The 17,692-nt window shown below is 46.5% G+C and carries 17 protein-coding genes; 12 read left to right on the top strand and 5 right to left on the bottom strand.

The genetic code is table 11. From position 1 onward, the window contains the following. Positions 1 to 10: 10 nt before the first annotated feature. Positions 11 to 1,450 (bottom strand): alanine/glycine:cation symporter family protein, encoded by a 1,440-nt coding sequence (locus tag PG915_RS13765; RefSeq protein ID WP_353497023.1) that lies wholly within the window; start codon positions 1,448 to 1,450, stop codon positions 11 to 13. Positions 1,451 to 2,154: 704 nt separating this feature from the next. Here PG915_RS13765 and PG915_RS13770 point away from each other — a divergent pair. The 10 genes from PG915_RS13770 (at position 2,155) to PG915_RS13815 (ending at position 11,480) form a co-directional block, all read left to right on the top strand. Further along, positions 2,155 to 2,340, top strand: coding sequence for a DUF3545 family protein (locus tag PG915_RS13770; protein WP_042496493.1), 186 nt, complete (start codon positions 2,155 to 2,157; stop codon positions 2,338 to 2,340). Between the two features lie 191 nt (positions 2,341 to 2,531). Further along, positions 2,532 to 3,428, top strand: coding sequence for an AraC family transcriptional regulator (locus PG915_RS13775; RefSeq protein WP_353497024.1), 897 nt, complete (start codon positions 2,532 to 2,534; stop codon positions 3,426 to 3,428). Between the two features lie 164 nt (positions 3,429 to 3,592). Then, positions 3,593 to 5,680, top strand: a complete 2,088-nt coding sequence (locus PG915_RS13780) for a TonB-dependent siderophore receptor (protein ID WP_420884603.1) — start codon at positions 3,593 to 3,595, stop codon at positions 5,678 to 5,680. Between the two features lie 261 nt (positions 5,681 to 5,941). Then, on the top strand, positions 5,942 to 6,340 hold the full coding sequence (locus PG915_RS13785) for a (2Fe-2S)-binding protein (protein ID WP_353497026.1): 399 nt from the start codon (positions 5,942 to 5,944) through the stop codon (positions 6,338 to 6,340). Positions 6,341 to 6,583: 243 nt separating this feature from the next. Next, on the top strand, positions 6,584 to 7,351 hold the full coding sequence (locus PG915_RS13790; protein ID WP_353497027.1) for a DUF3450 domain-containing protein: 768 nt from the start codon (positions 6,584 to 6,586) through the stop codon (positions 7,349 to 7,351). Beyond that, a complete protein-coding gene (locus PG915_RS13795; protein WP_353497028.1) occupies positions 7,351 to 8,694 on the top strand; it encodes a MotA/TolQ/ExbB proton channel family protein in 1,344 nt (447 codons plus the stop codon). Before PG915_RS13790 ends, PG915_RS13795 begins: the two co-directional genes overlap by 1 nt. Beyond that, positions 8,684 to 9,271: a MotA/TolQ/ExbB proton channel family protein gene (locus PG915_RS13800; RefSeq protein WP_353497030.1), complete on the top strand. Its 588-nt coding sequence runs from the start codon at positions 8,684 to 8,686 to the stop codon at positions 9,269 to 9,271. Before PG915_RS13795 ends, PG915_RS13800 begins: the two co-directional genes overlap by 11 nt. After that, positions 9,268 to 9,672 carry an ExbD/TolR family protein gene (locus PG915_RS13805; RefSeq protein ID WP_353497031.1) on the top strand — a complete coding sequence of 135 codons (405 nt, stop codon included), beginning with the start codon at positions 9,268 to 9,270 and terminating at the stop codon, positions 9,670 to 9,672. The genes PG915_RS13800 and PG915_RS13805 overlap by 4 nt, the downstream gene beginning before the upstream one ends. Then, a complete protein-coding gene (locus tag PG915_RS13810; RefSeq protein ID WP_338165286.1) occupies positions 9,673 to 10,299 on the top strand; it encodes an energy transducer TonB in 627 nt (208 codons plus the stop codon). Next, the gene (locus tag PG915_RS13815; RefSeq protein ID WP_353497034.1) at positions 10,296 to 11,480 is read left to right on the top strand and encodes a tetratricopeptide repeat protein; all 1,185 of its coding nucleotides are present in this window, start codon (positions 10,296 to 10,298) and stop codon (positions 11,478 to 11,480) included. The genes PG915_RS13810 and PG915_RS13815 overlap by 4 nt, the downstream gene beginning before the upstream one ends. A gap of 76 nt (positions 11,481 to 11,556) precedes the next feature. Here the strand turns inward: PG915_RS13815 and PG915_RS13820 are convergent, their stop codons facing one another. From PG915_RS13820 to nfo, 3 genes are all read right to left on the bottom strand, one after another. Continuing rightward, complete coding sequence (locus PG915_RS13820) at positions 11,557 to 12,108, bottom strand: hemerythrin domain-containing protein (RefSeq protein ID WP_353497036.1); 552 nt, start codon at positions 12,106 to 12,108, stop codon at positions 11,557 to 11,559. A 97-nt stretch (positions 12,109 to 12,205) separates the two neighbouring features. Then, the gene (ung, locus tag PG915_RS13825) at positions 12,206 to 12,880 is read right to left on the bottom strand and encodes a uracil-DNA glycosylase (RefSeq protein ID WP_353497038.1); all 675 of its coding nucleotides are present in this window, start codon (positions 12,878 to 12,880) and stop codon (positions 12,206 to 12,208) included. A gap of 357 nt (positions 12,881 to 13,237) precedes the next feature. Continuing rightward, positions 13,238 to 14,089, bottom strand: coding sequence for a deoxyribonuclease IV (gene nfo / locus PG915_RS13830; RefSeq protein WP_353497040.1), 852 nt, complete (start codon positions 14,087 to 14,089; stop codon positions 13,238 to 13,240). Between the two features lie 372 nt (positions 14,090 to 14,461). Between nfo and grcA the strand changes: the two genes are divergently transcribed. Beyond that, positions 14,462 to 14,839 (top strand): autonomous glycyl radical cofactor GrcA, encoded by a 378-nt coding sequence (grcA, locus tag PG915_RS13835; protein ID WP_353497042.1) that lies wholly within the window; start codon positions 14,462 to 14,464, stop codon positions 14,837 to 14,839. Between the two features lie 198 nt (positions 14,840 to 15,037). Here the strand turns inward: grcA and tyrS are convergent, their stop codons facing one another. After that, on the bottom strand, positions 15,038 to 16,225 hold the full coding sequence (tyrS, locus tag PG915_RS13840; RefSeq protein ID WP_338165291.1) for a tyrosine--tRNA ligase: 1,188 nt from the start codon (positions 16,223 to 16,225) through the stop codon (positions 15,038 to 15,040). Positions 16,226 to 16,354: 129 nt separating this feature from the next. Between tyrS and PG915_RS13845 the strand changes: the two genes are divergently transcribed. Beyond that, positions 16,355 to 17,644 (top strand): peptidoglycan DD-metalloendopeptidase family protein, encoded by a 1,290-nt coding sequence (locus tag PG915_RS13845; RefSeq protein ID WP_353497044.1) that lies wholly within the window; start codon positions 16,355 to 16,357, stop codon positions 17,642 to 17,644. Positions 17,645 to 17,692: the final 48 nt, after the last annotated feature.

Consider the following 17,692-nt stretch of genomic DNA (forward strand, 5'->3'; position numbering starts at 1 on the left):
GCAAAAGCGATTACTTGTTCGCTGCATCCTTAGCATCGTACCAAATACCCTCTTCTAGCTGAGATTTCAGCTCTGGGTAGTCATTGGCATCAAAGGTTGGAACCTTGCCTGCTTTTAGCTGCTGATTGTAGTCTTTGGCAAGTTTGATCACGATACCCGATAGCAGGATGATCGCAATTAAGTTAACTATGGCCATCAGACCCATGGACACATCCGCTAGCGCCCAAACCATTGGCAGAGTGGCCACTGAACCAAACATCACCATGCCTAGTACGATAACGCGGAACAGGCCAAGACCCGCCTTATGGTTATGCTCTAGGAAGATAAGGTTTGTCTCTGCGTACGAGTAGTTAGCAATAATAGAGGTAAACGCGAAGAAGAAGATCGCAACCGCTACAAAGATACCGCCCCAGTCACCAACTTGAGCACTCAATGCACGCTGAGTCAGCTCGATACCTGTAATTTCACCGTGCGGTACATATTCACCTGACATTAAGATGATAGCCACAGTCGCCGTACAGATAACGATAGTATCGGTAAATACGCCTAGCATTTGCACGTAACCTTGAGACGCAGGGTGTGGCGGATAAGGCGTTGCTGATGCTGCTGCGTTTGGCGCAGAACCCATACCAGCTTCGTTTGAGAACAGACCACGCTTGATACCTTGGATCATCGCTTGAGCGATAGCATAACCTAGGCCACCAGCAGCAGCTTCTTGAAAGCCGAATGCGCTCTTAAAGATGTAAGCAATCACATCTGGCACTTTCTCAATGTTCATGAACATCACGACAAATGCCAGAACAAGGTACGCCAGCGCCATTACTGGAACGATAAGCTCCGCTGTGCGCGCAATCTTACGTACGCCACCAAAGATAACGAATGCAGAGATAAGTACAATCACCACACCCACGATCATTGGATCAAAACCAAACGCGGTATTCATCGCATTGGCAATCGCGTTAGCTTGAACCGCGTTGAACACCAAACCAAAAGCAATAATAAGGAAGATAGAGAACAATACGCCCATCCAGCGCATGCCTAGACCTTTTTCCATATAGTAAGCTGGACCACCACGGTAGTTACCGTCGTCATCTTTGGTTTTGTATAGCTGTGCTAGAGTACTTTCTGCGAATGATGTCGCCATACCCAGCATTGCAATTAGCCACATCCAGAAGATAGCACCAGGGCCACCTGCTGTTAGCGCGACAGCAACACCTGCCATGTTACCTGTGCCTACACGAGCAGCAAGACTGGTACAAAGTGCTTGGAAAGATGAAATACCAGCAGTGTCTGCTTTACGGCTGTTTTTCAGCACACTGAACATGTGACCGAAATGGCGGAACTGAATAAACCCAAGGCGTACTGTAAAGTAAATCCCCACACCTACGAGCAAGTAAACAAGAATCGATCCCCAAAGTAGATCGTTCATTAGATTAATAACGTCTGTCACTTTAAACCTCACTTAAAGTTAGAGTCCGAGCTGCACTTCCTAGTGCGTCCTAAGCGCCATGGTCTTCTCCATCCGTGAAGTTTTGTTCATTTCTTTCTTTTTCACGGCAACTTAGCTTGTATTTCTTACCACTTGAGAACGGCATACAAGTCGGCGTATTTTTTGACGGAGCGGATTTTGCAGCCATGTTCACGAAAAAGCAATACGCAATTGGTAGTATATTGTTGTTATTTTTCACCTTAAAATCACGAAAAGTTAACACTAAGCAAAGCAAATGATTCACTTTTTCGCCTCAAATTAGCATCAAATATACAACAACCTAAAGGTGTTAGGCGCAAAGCGCTTAGGGTTAGGCAAAATTAGTACAAACCTTGTTAGCACAACGGGTCTACGCTCATTTACCAAACGAGGTACTTTTTAGCAGTTATCAGGCAATGAGAATGCTTATCGTAGCACGCAAACGTTGCCCTTCAGCCTGATTCGCACAGGGCGTTAACAAAACTCACTGAACCACTCTTTTGCAATTTGTGATTTAAGTGGTCATTTTTTATTCGAATCTAAGCTCTAAAAATGTGAGATTGAGTTCAAAATGGCATAAAACATTCATAGTCTCGAAACAAATGAGAAACATATCAAAGTTAGTCTGCGTAAGAATGTGGTACTTAAAGGGCTCCGTAGGGAGAACAAAACAAGTGAGGTAGCTTATGGATGGCTTTGAACTGGATGAGATTACGGAAGTAGACGCACCTAGAGGGCGCGCCGCTCGCTCGAAACCTGTCAAAAGAAAATGGCGAGAAATTGAGGCTATTAAAGACAGGCAGCGCCTACAAAAAGAGCTTAACGACATGGACATCGGTCTGGACTTTGCGCTTGACGACGTCGACCTTTAATTTATCACTCAAACACACATTAACGAATTTTCGGTGGAGGCGAGCCTGAAACGCCCCTACCGATACTAACAAAGCCCTCAGATTGAGGGTTTTGTTTTATCTAGCTTTCTAGTATCAACCTCTCTTAGCATCGACCTTGACGAAATAAAATGCCAATATAATAGGCTCTTGGACGAGGTGGAGATTCAATAATGGTCTCAAAACGGAAACCTATACATCTGAATCGGGTTGAAAAAGTGGTGGACTATATTCACCAGAACCTAGATAAAGCGCTTTCCGTCAATGATCTGGCCGACATAAGCTGTTGGTCTCGCTGGCAACTCCAACGCGTATTCCAAGAGCAAACCAACCACAATCTTGCTCAGTACGTACGAGAGCAGAAACTCAGCCGCGCCGCCGAGCAGTTACTTAATAGCATGACCAAGATCGCCGACTTGGCGCTGGTATTTGGCTTTAACTCAGAGAATAGCTTTAGTCGCGCCTTCAAACAGCAGTTTGGAGTCTCTCCACGTCAATACCGAGTAAGCGGTAAGCTAAGCGGTATTCGCTTACCGTTGACCAATAGCGCGGATCTCCCTCTTGATCAGGCTGCAACTCAAGTGGTTCGTATCGAGAACCAGCCTCAACGCACATACTATGGCGTATATGGCCCGATCGACACACTTTATGCCACCAATCCACAGTTTAGTGACCAAGTTGCTAATATTTGGGGAACATTTACTCGCACGGTTCTAAAACAGTCTGATAAACCGTGCGCCCACTATTATGGGATCATCGACACCCTTCATTTATTGCCAAACACACAAGTGCTGTATTGGGCGGCCAGCGATGATGAACAATTCTCTACGCATCCAGATCTCGAGTCGATCGTCGTCCCAGAGCAAAGCTACGCCGTCGTGACTCACCTTGGGCCAACCTCTACATTGCCACAAACGCTAAAATGGGTACTTAATGTTTGGCTTCCTCAGTCAGGCTATATAGGTAAAGAAGGGTTTGAAATTGAGCGCTACCCCCGTGACTATGACGTAAGCAGCCCACACGCTCATATGGATTTCTGGCTTCCTATAGAAAAAATGGCCCTTAGCTAGCGTAGATATCGCGGCAAAAGTTGCACCAAATTGTTAAGTATTAACTCAACAAACCGAATAGAATTGCAAATGAAATTAATTATCAATAGCATCTACATGCTCTTTGCGATTCTTTTTCTATGATGTTAAAAACAAAACTCAAGCCAATAGCAGTGGCGATAAGCATGCTAGTGACATTAGCATCTGTCGCTAGTGCCGAAGAAACTGTACAGTCAAAAGATACCCAAGCCGACGAGCAGATGACGGTTTTGGGGAAAACTTACCGCAACACCGCAACGAAGACTTCGTTATCCCCTGAAGAGACACCGCAAACTCTGAACGTCATTGAAAGCGAGCAGATGGAACAGCGCGGCGTTCAATCCGTCATGCAAGCCCTGCGTTACGCTCCGGGCGTCTCAACCGAGAACAAGGGCGGCGCTGTCGTATTAACCGACTGGGTAAAAATTCGCGGTTTCGATTCATCAAACAACTACTATGATGGATTGATGCTCCCCGGTCTGCCTGGTTGGAATGCCAAGCCCCAAATTGACCCAATCGCGATGGAGCGATTAGAAATTTTCAAAGGCCCAACATCTGTGTTGTACGGCACCATGCCTCCTGGCGGCATGGTCAACATCATCGCTAAAACACCTAAGTTTGAAGAAAGCACCAAGGTCAATCTCGCGACAGGTTTCAACAATCTACTTGAAGCCTCTATTGATAAGACGGGCGCACTTAGCGACAACGTGGCTTACCGCTTTATTGCTCTTGGCCGCAAAAAAGATACGCAAGTCGATCACGTGCAAGAAGAGCGCTACGTTATCGCACCATCTATCGATTGGAATGTTTCAGACAAGACGTTTGTGAACTTCAACCTCTACTACCAAAATGACCCTCAATTAGGGCAGAACGTGACCGTTCCTCTTGCAGCGTTCGAGTCTGGTAAAATTTCCCCTTCAACATTTGCAGGTGATGTGAACTACAACGACATCAGTCGCGAGTTCATGCTGGCAGGTTATAAGATCAAGCACGACTTCAACAACGATTGGTCTTTCTTTCAAAACTTCCGCTATATGACGACAAAGTTTAATCAAAAGAGCACAAATAGCGGTGCTTTCGACGAGAAGACAGGCGAACTACAGCGCACAGCTTATAGCACTGATGAAAGTTCAAAAGGCATCAGTGTCGATAACCAACTCTCTGGCTTCGCAAGCACTGGTGCTCTAGATCACTACTTACTATTTGGTGTTGACTACCGCTCTATTGAAGGTGACGTAGACTACAACTCCTTCGATGGCGTAAAGAGTATCAACCTCTACAACCCAGATAATAATCAGCTTAACCCTAACGATTTCAATAGAAACTACTACTCAAATACGGACGTTTCTATGAAGCAGTTAGGAGCTTACTTCCAAGATCAAATGTTGATCGACAATTGGGTATTCATTGCCGGTGGTCGTTACGACTGGGTTGAGTCTAAGACTATCGGCTCTGCTAACGGCGCAGCTCCAACAGACACGGTAACCCGCGACAGTAACTTCTCGTATCGTGTTGGTGGTATGTATCAGTTCGACAACGGTATTTCTCCATTTGCAAACTTTGCGACCAGTTTCGAACCAAACGCTAAGCTTGATGCCAATGGCAACAACCTAAAACCAGAGAAGGGCGAACAAGTGGAAGCCGGTGTTAAGTACGCGTCTTACGACAGCACAACAACCGCATCGGCGGCGTTATTCCACATTAAAAAACGCAACGTAGGTGTGCGTAAAGATGGCGCCTCTCCTTACGAAGCCATCGGCGAAGTACGTTCCCAAGGCCTAGAGCTTGAAGGTCGCACACTGGTGAATGACAACCTAGACCTTATCGCCAACTACACCTACACCGATATGGAAATCACCAAAGATGAGAACCCAAATAATGTAGGTCAAAAAGCGATTTACGTACCTGACCATGCGGCTAATCTATGGGCAAACTACACCATGCATGAAGGTGCCATGCGCGGGCTGCGCATTGGTGGTGGCGTACGTTACGTTGGCGAAACTGTGAAGAATAATGCGGCTAACGTGAATGCAGGAATGCTCCCATCGTACACGCTCGTTGACCTGTCTATCGGCTACGACTTAGGGGAAGTCAGCTCAACATTGAAAGGCGCTTCAGCTAACTTAATTGCTAACAACTTGTTCAACCAAGAGTACTACACGTGCTGGAATGAAAGTTACTGTTGGTACGGCCAGCAGCAAACTGTACAAGTCAACGTGAAGTTCGACTTGTAAATCGCACGCAAGTCATGCATAAGCGCTGCTTTCTAGCTTATAAAAGGTCAAAATGGAAAGGTTAAACCACACAGAACACCAGGCTCAGTTGCTCGCACTCACTCACGTATCGAGTCAGATTTCGCCGCTACTCGATGTTCTACACGAGACGAATAGCGTCATTTTGCCTGAAGTAATGGCCGAGACGTCTGATCCATCCGCGACGATTGAGCAGTTGTATCAATACTGGCAAACCCACTATCCGGAAGCAGGGCGTGCCTATTGGCAAACTCGCACCTGGACAATGTTGATCTGGCAACCAATTACTCTCGCTTTAGTGGCGACATACTACGCGAAGCGCGTACCTCCCTTGAGCCAATTACGTCAGGGAGTGAGCTTTCAAGTGGTCTAGTTGCCAACTTCGATTTCCTTGACTCTAAATGGCAAACCGGCGATCAACATCAGCGCCAAGTCATTGCCGCTAAAGAACTAAAAAGGCTTATAGCGCAGTTAGCCAATCAGGTTGAGGGGATATTCCGCCTTCCCATCACGCGCTTTGGTCGCCTTGAAGTAGACAATCAAGGAGAGCACTATATTCAACGACGCAGTTGCTGCATGCACTACAAACGTGCGGACGGTGGCTATTGCCAAGGATGCCCGAATGCCCCACTGTCAAAATAGGACTCCTATCATACGCAAGCGCTACTTTTGCTACTAACGTTTACATCAAAAGCCAACAAGCAATGATTGCCACGCACTATTTCTGTTAACAAATGAGACACAAAGTACAAATGACATTCATTATCAATAAATCTATACATCCCCTGCTGATTAAAATAGAATAGTGTCATTTTTATTCAGGCTGGTATTCACCAGTGTCGCCATCCAGTGATGGCCGCCCTTTAGCAACAATAGGCTTCTAAAATGAACAAAACGGCTCTTCGCCTGACTTTGTGTTCGCTGCCACTGCTGAGTTTGACCAGCTTTGCGAACGCAAACGATCTCAACACTGCTCGCAATGTCGAAGCAAAGACCATTACACAGAGCGCGCAAAGCCAAGCTCGCATCAACCAAAGCAGCGACAAAGCCTTTGAGCTTAAATCTGACATTGCCATGCTTGAGCAAGAGGTTGCCAACCTTGAGGTTTATGAGCGCCACCTAAAAGATGTGGTGAATAACCAAGAGCAAGAAATGGCCAGTATCGATGTTCAACTTGAACAAATCAGTGATACTCGCCAAGGTGTTGTGCCTTTGATGTACCAGATGCTCGAAGGTCTGGAACAGCACATTGCTAGCGACAAGCCGATTCGCCAGCAAGCTCGCCTAGCAAGACTCGATGAGTTAAAAGCGTTGATGCCACAGGCTGATGTGAGTGATGCAGAAAAGTATCGCCGCATTCTTGAGGCTTACCAGATTGAGATGGATTACGGCATCAAGCTAGGTAGTTACCGTTCTCTTATTAACGTCGGCAGCGAGATCGAAGCTGAACAATTGTATCTTGGTCGTTTGTCATTGGTTGCTCGCAGCCTAGACCGAAACCAATACTGGACTTGGGATAGCCTCCAAAATAACTGGGTTGCTGTCGATGCAGCTCTGGCGCCACAGATTGATAAAGCGTTTGCCATTGCCAACAGGCAAGCTTCTCCTGCTCTAATTGAGCTTCCAGTGTCTCTACAAAAGGATCCAAGCTAATGCGCAATTCCGTATTCCTCGCCGCACTGCTTGCATTCGGCTTGTCACAACCAAGCTTCGCTGCGGACTCTCTGACATCAAAAGCACAGACAGCACAGCAACAAGAACGTGCTCACAACAGTGAACGTGAAGCCAAGTTCAAAAGAGAAGAACAATCGCTTGCTGCGCGTAAAGCACAACTTGAAACTCGCAAAGCTGAGCTTGAAGCCAGCATCGAGTCATTGAGCACTGCATTTTCGGAAAACGAGCGCACTTTGGCAGAGCAACAAAAGAAACTGCATTTAGAAACAGGCAGCTTAGGTGAACTGTTTGGCGTGGTGCGTCAATCCGCGAAAGAACTGCAAGTCGAACTTGAGCAATCTGTTGCAAACACACAGCAGTCTGCGCAAATTCAAGCAATAGACAACATTGTTGCCGCCAAAACGCTACCATCGATTCAAGAACTTACTGGCCTATGGGAAGCCTACCAAGCGCAAATCGCTTCAAGTGCTACCTATGCTGACGTTAAAGTCCCGTTTGTTAACGGCGCCGGTGAAATCACCACGATTAACGCGACTCGTCTAGGTAACTTTGCGCTACTTGCTGAACACGGCCCAGTTGACTGGAACGGTAAACTGGCGAGCGATTTCCCTCGTCTACCAAAAGAAGTACCGACATCGGCAGAAACAGCGGGCATCGTGACAGGTCAAACCGCAACGCTTATCGACCCAAGCCGCGGAGACATCTACAAGCAACTTGCGGATAACCCAACCCTTGGCGAGCGTTTTGCCCATGGTGGCATTGTCGGTAAGATCATCGCCGCTCTCTTTGCCATTGGTATGATCATTGCACTGTACCGTGCTGTGGTTCTTACCACGACAGAACAAAAGATTAAGAAGCAGCTTAAGACTCCAGAAACGCCAACCGACAACCCGTTAGGTCGCGTACTCAGCGTCTATAACAGCGAGAAAAAACTGCACGTAGAAGCCCTTGAGCTGCGACTCCTTGAATCTATCATGGATGAACAGCAGCATCTCGAACGCGGTTTGAGCATGTTAAAACTTCTGGCAGCACTTGCTCCAATGCTTGGCCTACTCGGCACCGTTACGGGCATGATTGAAACCTTCCAGGTCATCACACAATTTGGCAACGCTGAGCCAAGAGTGATGGCTGGCGGCATCTCAATGGCGCTTGTGACTACGGTTCTTGGTTTGATTACTGCTATGCCGCTGCTTCTTGCTCACAACCTGTTGAGCTCAAAAGCAGAAGCAATCCGCAACGTTTTAGAAAGACAGAGTGTGGGTCTAGTGGCTGAGCAAGCTGAAGCGCAAACCATGGAGACTAAGCAAGCGTATGCCGCATAACCTCTTTAGTTGGTTGCCAGGAAGCGAGCACTTAAATCAGTTTATGACACAAGGTGAGCCAGTGCTTTGGTGGCTGGCCGCCGTGGTGTTCATCTTCTGGGTGGTGGCCGTTGAGCGTGTCATCTATTTCGCTAAGATCTTTCCCTCTGAAAGAAAAACCTGGGTGGATAAATGGGCGACGCGCCAAGACCACTACTCTTGGTATGCGCAGTCACAACGCAACGCCATGCTTAGCGAGGCAGAGAATAAGCTCAAGCAAAACATTAACTTGCTGAAGTGCCTATTAAGCCTGTGTCCGATGCTTGGTTTGCTCGGTACTGTAACCGGCATGATCACCGTGTTTGATACCCTTGCAGCGCAAGGCAGTGCGCAACCAAGATTGATGGCAGCAGGCATCTCTATGGCGACTATCCCGACAATGGCGGGCATGGTTGCTGCACTTTCCGGCATGCTAGCCTTTTCCCGTATTCAAAAATGGAGCAGAAAGAGCCTGCTTCAACTTGAGCAGCTACTGCGTAGTGAGCGTCAAACCGCTATTGCTAAAACCAGTCAGTTTGCTGATGGAGACTCACAATGAGATTAGGTCACCGTAGAAAACAAAATGATGAAGCCAACATCGATATGACATCGATGCTCGACATTGTCTTCATCATGCTTATCTTCTTCATCGTTACAAGCTCCTTCGTGCGGGAGTCCGGCGTTGATGTTAACCGCCCTCAAGCGAGCCATGCGGTCAGTCAAAAAGATGCTGGCATCTTTGTCGCAATCACATCGTCCAACGACGTTTATATCGACAAACGCCGTGTGGATGTTGAGCGAGTGCAGGCGACCATTGAGAAGCTGCTTCTAGAACAACCCAATGCCTCTATGGTTATTCAAGCCGATAAACATGCCTTCAATGGTACCGTTGTCGAAGTCATGGACAGTGCAAAAGGCGCTGGCGTCACCAAGATTGCACTGGCTACGGAGAGTCCATAGATGCTTCGAGTACTTGCGAGCATACCGTTGGCCGCCGCCCTCGCGTTTGCCCTATTCTCGTTTATGAGTTGGATGATCGATATTGGCCCAAAATCTAAGCCAGATGAGAAGCCAAGGTTGAGCTATGACCTCGTTATGGTTGAACCCGACAGTGAGACCGCAAGACGACAACGTACCTTGCCAGAGCCACCAAAAATGCCATCCACCCCGCCGTCTGCAGCAGTGGTTGAGCAAAGCTCTCAGGTATCTAGCGTTCAAACGCCAAGCACTCCACAACTGCCGAATATTTCGGTATCGACTCAGGTTGCGGGCGTGTCGCTAAACGCACCGACTGTGCCGGACATTGGCCAAAACCAACAAGTCATGCCATTGCATCGCAAAGAGCCACGTTATCCACGTCGTGCTTTGCAGCGCAATATTCAGGGCTATGTGGTGATGTCTTTCACCATTGATGAGCGTGGTCGTCCAACCGATATCGAAGTAGTAGAAGCCAACCCTAAGCGCATGTTTGAGCGAGAAGCTATGGTCGCGTTAAAACAGTGGAAATATCAGCCTATGGTCGTCAATGGTAAGGCAACGCCTCGTATTGGCCAGACCGTAAAACTAGAGTTTAAGTTGAATCAATGAGTAAACGTGTATTAACGCTCTTTGCCCTATCTCTTAGCGTGTTAACCGGAAGTGCATTCGCAAGCCAGGAGCTTGGAATGCGCACCGCAGCTCAGGTATCCAAAGCCTACGAGCTAGAGCAGGAAGAGAAACTTAACGAAGCCATCACGCTACTAGAAGGGTTAAAGCCTAACGCGAGCTTTGACAAGGCGTATGTAGCTCGCATGCTCGGTATCTACTATTGGCAAGCCGAGCAACCAAAGAAAGCCATCACGCAATTGCAGATCGCCATCGATACAAAAGCGTTTAAAGATGAACAGGGTTGGCAAACAGAGCGTATGCTTGCCGAGCTTATGCTCTCCGAAGATATGCCAGAGAAAGCGCTGGTTCACTTTAACAACTTGACCAAGGCAGCAAACTCGTACGAAAAGCTGTCGAAGCAGCAGATCACCGGAGTTTGGTTAAACAAGGCTCGCGCTCACTACCTACTTCAAGAGTGGAAGTCGTTACTTGCAGCGATTAAACAATACCATCAGCTCGATAGCACGCCAAAACTGCAACCATTGAGCTTACAGCTAAGTGCTGAGATGCAGCTAAACCATCTAAAAAGTGCGATTCTCACCACGCAAAAGTTACTCGCTCTGCAGCCAGACAACGTCATGTGGTGGCAGCAGCTTAGTTCACTGTATATGCAAACCAAACAGTACAAGTTGGCGCTCGCGACATTAGTCTCCGCCCAGCGAGCAGGTATTCAAGTCCCTGACAATTTGAAGTTGAGTAAAGCGCAGCTCTACTCTCAACAAGGTATTCCCGAAAAAGCGGCAGAGTCGTACGCTGACTTGCAAGTGAAAGAGACCGATATCGACACCATCATCAAGCAAGCTAGACATTGGCAGATGGCTCGCGAGTGGACAAATGCACAAACGGCGTGGCTCGCAGCAGCAAGGCTAAATGGGAAATACTATGAAGAAGTTTCGCGACTTGAATTGCAACGAGGGGATTTCAAACAAGCATTGGCTTCACTTCGCAAAGTGAAAAGCATGCCAGAGCAAGAGCGATTGCTACTGGAGGTACGTGCTTATGTTGGAATGAAAGACTACGCAAAAGCGACGAAGGTGGCCGAACAAGCACACCGAATTAAGCCAACCACGCAAAGCGCTGATTGGCTGCAATATCTACAACAGATGAGTCGAGCACATTAAGTCTTCCCAGTGCGCTTTACTCGCAGAAATGAAACTCATAATTCCCTCTACGGAGGGAATTATTATTTATAGACCCCTAAACACTCTCCAACTCGTTTTGTCTAACCCGCTGGGCAAGTTGTTTATAGCGGTCGGCAATCGTCTCTCCAAACACCGGATCATCCTCTACTACAGTCCACAGACTCTCAACCTGTTGCCAATCTGAAGTCGTAAAACGCTTTTCAATCAATGGCAACACGGAATGCTCTTCCAAATCGAGGTGCTTTTTCTGATCTTGGATAAACTCAGATAATCGCCCAATGAACAGCTCTTGCGGTACCACCGCATCGTGCAAAATCATTTCCACAATGTCTAAGAAAGAATGTGTTTTCTCTGACAGCGCTTGGTGATCCGATTCTAAATTATCGATATGCTCTTGTGAGCCATATTTCTCAATAAAGTAGTGGTAAAGAATGTCTTCTTTGGGGTGGTGGATTTTCTCTGAGTGATTGGCAAGGTAATCAACAATCTCTTTGATCACCCCGTAATTGATAGATTGCTCTTGCTCGAGCAAATGCACTTTTCGATTCAATATCGCCAGCAATCGCACCATATAGCCGTGCTCACGCCTAATCCTTTCGATCATCATAATCCTTCTCCCATATCCATACTCCTTATAAGTGTATAAGAGAATCTGGAAGCGTGTTTTGATGATGCTCGAAAAACCGCCAACTCAGAGGATAAAGCTAGTCGAGTCGTGGCTGCCAATTAATAGTGGGCTTACCGAGTTCTTCTAGTAACTGGTTCGTCTTGGAGAAATGGCTACAGCCAAAGAAACCCCGACGTGCAGACAAAGGCGATGGATGCGGCGCAGTCAACACATGATGCTTTTGACGATCAATCATCGACCCTTTCTTTTGAGCATGAGCACCCCAAAGCAAGAATATGATGTTCTCACTATTTTGGTTTAGCACTTCAATCATTTTATCGGTGAAGGTCTCCCAACCTAGCTTAGCGTGAGAGTGTGCCTGCCCCTGCTCGACTGTGAGTACGGTGTTTAGAAGCAATATACCCTGTTCAGCCCAGCTTTTGAGATAACCATGTTCTGGGATCTCGAACCCGGGAATATCCTGAGCGAGTTCCTTGTACATATTGACGAGCGACGGCGGCGTCTTTACACCCGGCAGAACCGAGAAACAGAGACCATGCGCCTGATTGGGACCGTGATAAGGATCTTGACCAAGAATCACCACATTCACATCGGCAAATTCGGTATATTGAAAGGCATTGAACACATCGCTCGCTGGAGGGTAGATGGTTTTACCCGCTTCGCGCTGCACCTCGACAAACTCTAAAGTTTGCTGAAGGTATGCTTGCTGTTTCTCTTTACCGATGACGTCTTGCCAGGTGAGTGTTGTCATTGTCGTGCCCTAGATGGTGAAATCTGGGGCGTAGTCTATCACTCAACGGAGGGTCACCACTACTGTCATTTGGCTTTACGCCAAGCACCTTTGACGCACAACTTGAACGTCAGTGCTGTTTTTAGTTCGTTAGTATATTAATGATGCTGATTCTTCATCTGTGGTGTTCGGTAGTGCCCGTGACAATGAATATGACGATTTGGACTTGGGAAACGCGATGAGCGTGTTGTGTTTGGTCTTGGAGCGGCTGGACGAGTCATAATGGCACCTACCTTTGAGAGTCACAGATTTATGCAACATGCATGTAACTCAGTATGAAAGAAAGATGCCAAAAACGCATAATCCAATAGTAATAAATTAACTATTTATCGCAAAATGTCTCAGTTTTTGGATTTCATCGGCCCATATTTCGGGCTCTATTGTCTCTAAAATCAGAGGGATAGCATCAAATCGCTCATCTTTGGCAATATACTCAAAACAAGCCCAACCGATCTCACCTTTACCCAGTGAATGATGGCGATCCACCTTACCTGCCAACGGGATCTTTGAATCGTTTAAGTGCATAGCCCTTAAATAGTGCATGCCTACGACACGATCAAACTCCGCAAACGTCGCCTCACACGCCTCTTTTGTTCGCAGATCATAACCCGCAGTAAACGTATGGCACGTATCAAGACAGACACCGACGCGTGATTTGTCTTCTACCTTATCGATAATGTGCGCTAGGTGCTCAAAACGCCAGCCTAGGTTTGTCCCTTGCCCCGCCGTATTCTCAATCACCGCAATCACATTAGGAACGACCTTGTGCGCTAAATTGATAGATTCAGCGATTCGATCAAGACACTCCTGTTCAGAAATCTTCTTTAGGTGACTGCCTGGATGGAAGTTAAGTAACGTTAGCCCCAACTGATGACAGCGCTCCATTTCATCAATAAACGCCGCTCTAGACTTCTCCAATTTCTCTTGTTCAGGGGCGCCTAAGTTGATTAGGTAAGAGTCATGAGGAAGAATTTGTTCCGTGCGGAAGCCGTATTTTTGACATTCCGCTTTAAAGTTTTGAATGACTTTTTCATCAAGCGGCTTTGCCACCCATTGACGCTGATTTTTAGTAAATAACGCAAACGCGTTTGCGCCAATCGCATGGGCTCTTTGTGGCACATTATCCACACCACCAGCCGCAGACACATGCGCACCAATAAATTTATTCATCTTTGTTTTCACCCGATCAAGATCACAATTCTAGAACTGTTATTTAGCGATCTTATACTTTCAGTTTTAGCTATGGAAATCGTTGTTTTTTGGTTTCCAGAGCAATAAATCGGCTCATTTTGTTGTTTTATTACAACAAAATGATCACTCAAATAAATTTGAATACTTAAAATAACATTTAAACACACCATTTTTAAAGGTTTAGTTGACCTTGGTCAAAAAATTAACCCTTAAGTTTTTAATGTTTTTTGTTGTAATTTGATCTAAATCAATACTAAAATAACCACAACGAGTTATATATAGACCAGCTCAACAAAATTTGAAAATTAACACCATAAGTTTACCACTCTAAAAGTGGATTAGGAGATAGTGATGATTCAAGGTATCCAAATTACTAAAGCAGCAAACGACGACCTACTAAACTCAATCTGGTTGATCGACGGTGAGAAAAACGAGGCTCGTTGTGTTGCAGCAAATGCTGGTTTTGAAGCAGACCAAGTTATCGCTGTTAGCGACCTAGGTGAGTACGAAAGCCGTGAAGTAGCCATCGAAGCTGCTCCAAAAGTCGAAGGCGGTCAACACCTAAACGTGAACGTTCTTAAACGCGAAACTCTAGAAGACGCAGTAGCTAACCCAGAGAACTACCCACAGCTAACTATCCGTGTTTCTGGTTACGCAGTGCGTTTCAACTCGCTAACTCCAGAACAGCAACGTGACGTTATCGCTCGTACCTTTACTGAGTCTCTATAATTCGAGACGCTAAGTAAACGAATACTAAAAACAGACGCATAAGCGTCTGTTTTTTTATGCGTGTAAATCGGCAATCAACCGATACAAAAACCTCCCGTAGGAGGTTTTTGATGCGCACTTAATAAACACTGCAGCCTAAACTGTGTCATCCCTGCGCAGGCAGGGATCTTCTCAAAGCGCGCTCACAGCATCTAAGTATTACTTCAACGTCACACGAGCAAACTTACGCTTACCCACTTGGTAAACCGCTTGGCCTGCTGCTGGCACTAGCTTAGTATCTTCAACCTTTTCGCCGTCAATCTTCACCGCACCTTGGCGGATCATGCGCATAGCATCAGATGTTGAGCTCACAAGACCCGCTTCTTTTAGTAGGTTACCGATTGGAAGGCCTGCATCGAAGTCGAACTCAGGCATCTCTTCTGGCATCGCACCTTTTTGGAAACGGTTGATGAACTCTTTTTCCGCCGCATCAGCGTCTGCTTCTGAGTGGAACCGAGCAATGATTTCTTTGGCAAGCAAGATCTTAACGTCACGAGGATTCTTACCATTCTCGATGTCCGTCTTAAATTGAGCGATTTCATCTAGCGGACGGAATGACAATAGGTCGTAGTAGTTCCACATTAGATCATCGGAAATCGACATAATTTTTCCGAACATCTCTGATGGTACTTCACTGATACCGATGTAGTTGTTCGCCGACTTAGACATCTTTTTCTCACCGTCTAGGCCAACAAGCAGTGGCATGGTCAGAATAACTTGTGGTTTCTGACCGTGTGCTTTTTGCAGTTCACGCCCCATAAGTAGATTGAACTTCTGGTCAGTACCACCAAGCTCTACATCCGTTTCCATCGCTACTGAATCGTAACCTTGAAGCAGTGGATACATAAACTCATGGATTGCGATTGGCTGGTTATTACCATAACGCTTTTTAAAGTCATCACGCTCAAGCATACGAGCAACAGTTTGGTTTGCAGCAAGGCGAATCATGCCCTCTGCACCAAGCTCAGATAGCCATTCAGAGTTGAATGCAATCTTAGTCTTTGCAGGGTCTAGGATTTTAAATACCTGCTCTTTATACGTTTCTGCGTTACGCAGCACGTCTTCACGCGTTAGCGGTGGGCGAGTAGTGTTCTTACCCGTTGGGTCGCCAACCATACCGGTGAAGTCACCGATCAGGAACGTCACGTCATGACCTAGGTCTTGGAATGCACGTAGCTTATTGAAGATAACTGTGTGACCCAGATGAATATCTGGCGCAGTTGGATCGGCACCCAGTTTAATGCGAAGAGGACGGTTCTCTTTTAGCTTCGCAATCAGTTCTTCTTCTGGAATTAGCTCGTCGACACCGCGTTTGATTTCAGCCAACGCTGCTTCAAGGTTCGCCATTCTTGTTCACTCCCACAGATTTGGCAAAAATAGTTTAGTTCGACATCTTACTTGAATAGCGATGTTTTTTGAAACGAGTTAGACTATTTGGTTTAGGAAATTACAAAAATAATGTTGAATTAAACGCTCATGGTCTCTGTTTTAAAGCGCTTGCCTTGGCTACACCGCGCGCTCATCGCCTTTTTTAGTGCCATTATCGTCGTCGCACTGTTTCTGCCTGATATTTCAGAGCTCGACGATAGCAACGACCGACTCGAAATTGGCAAGCACTACACGCTCTCCATTGACAGCGATGCATTCCCTGCTGGCAATGCATCTCCACCAAGCGTGGTACTAAAATGGGAAGAACATACGGTTCGCGCTGGAGAGAGTGCCGCAATTTTATTTCAACGTCTTGGACTTTCCCCTCGCCTACTTCATGACCTTATCTATACCAACGATGACATTAAGAAGCAGCTTTCACGCTTACGCCCAGGCGACAAATTGACCTTTGGTTTTGATGAGAACAGTGACTTCGTACAGTTAAAGCGCCGCATCAATGACTACGAAACATTTAAGGTCACCAAATCCGATAAAGGCTTTGCCTCTAGCTGGGACAAAAAGCAGGTCGACTACCAATATAACTATGCGCAAGCAGAAATCAGCTCAAACTTCTGGAATGCGGGAATTGGCGCTGGACTGACTGCCAACCAAATCATGGAGCTGGCGGGAATTTTTGGTTGGGATATCGACTTTGCGTTAGATATCCGCTCTGGCGATTACTTTAAGCTGCTATACCAAGAGAAAGTGGTCGAAGGTGAAGTAATTGGTCGCGGCAAGATCATCGCGGCTATCTTTAAAAACCAGAATGATACGTTTACCGCTATCTTTGATGATAAAACGGGTAACTATTACGATGAAAATGGCCGAGCAATGAAAAAGGCCTTTTTACGTGCGCCTTTGGATTTTCGTCGTGTAACCTCCAACTTCAACCCGAACCGACGCCATCCAGTGACCGGTAAAGTACGTGCCCACCGGGGCACTGACTATGCCGCGCCTGTTGGCACGCCAATTTGGGCAGCTGGTGACGGTACCGTTATTAAATCAAGCTACAACCAGTTTAATGGTAACTATGTATTTATTAAGCACAGTAACACCTTTATTACCAAGTACTTACACTTGCAAAAACGTAAGGTAAAAACCGGTCAGCGAGTGAAACAGGGACAAACTGTCGGTACACTTGGTGGAACAGGGCGAGTCACAGGACCTCACCTACACTATGAATTCTTGGTTAATGGCGTGCATAAGAACCCAAGAACGGTCAAACTGCCGCAATCGAAGTCTCTGACGGGTAAAACGAAGCAAACCTTCTTAGCCAATGCGCAAAACCGCCTCAATACTCTAGATAGATACAGTGAGCTGCTTTACGCCAACAACTAGCAGCAGAAACTAAAAAGCCCCAAGCATTTGCTTGGGGCTTTTCGTTTA

Origin of the sequence: Vibrio sp. CB1-14 (assembly GCF_040412085.2) — a bacterium.
Taxonomy (GTDB): domain Bacteria; phylum Pseudomonadota; class Gammaproteobacteria; order Enterobacterales; family Vibrionaceae; genus Vibrio; species Vibrio chaetopteri.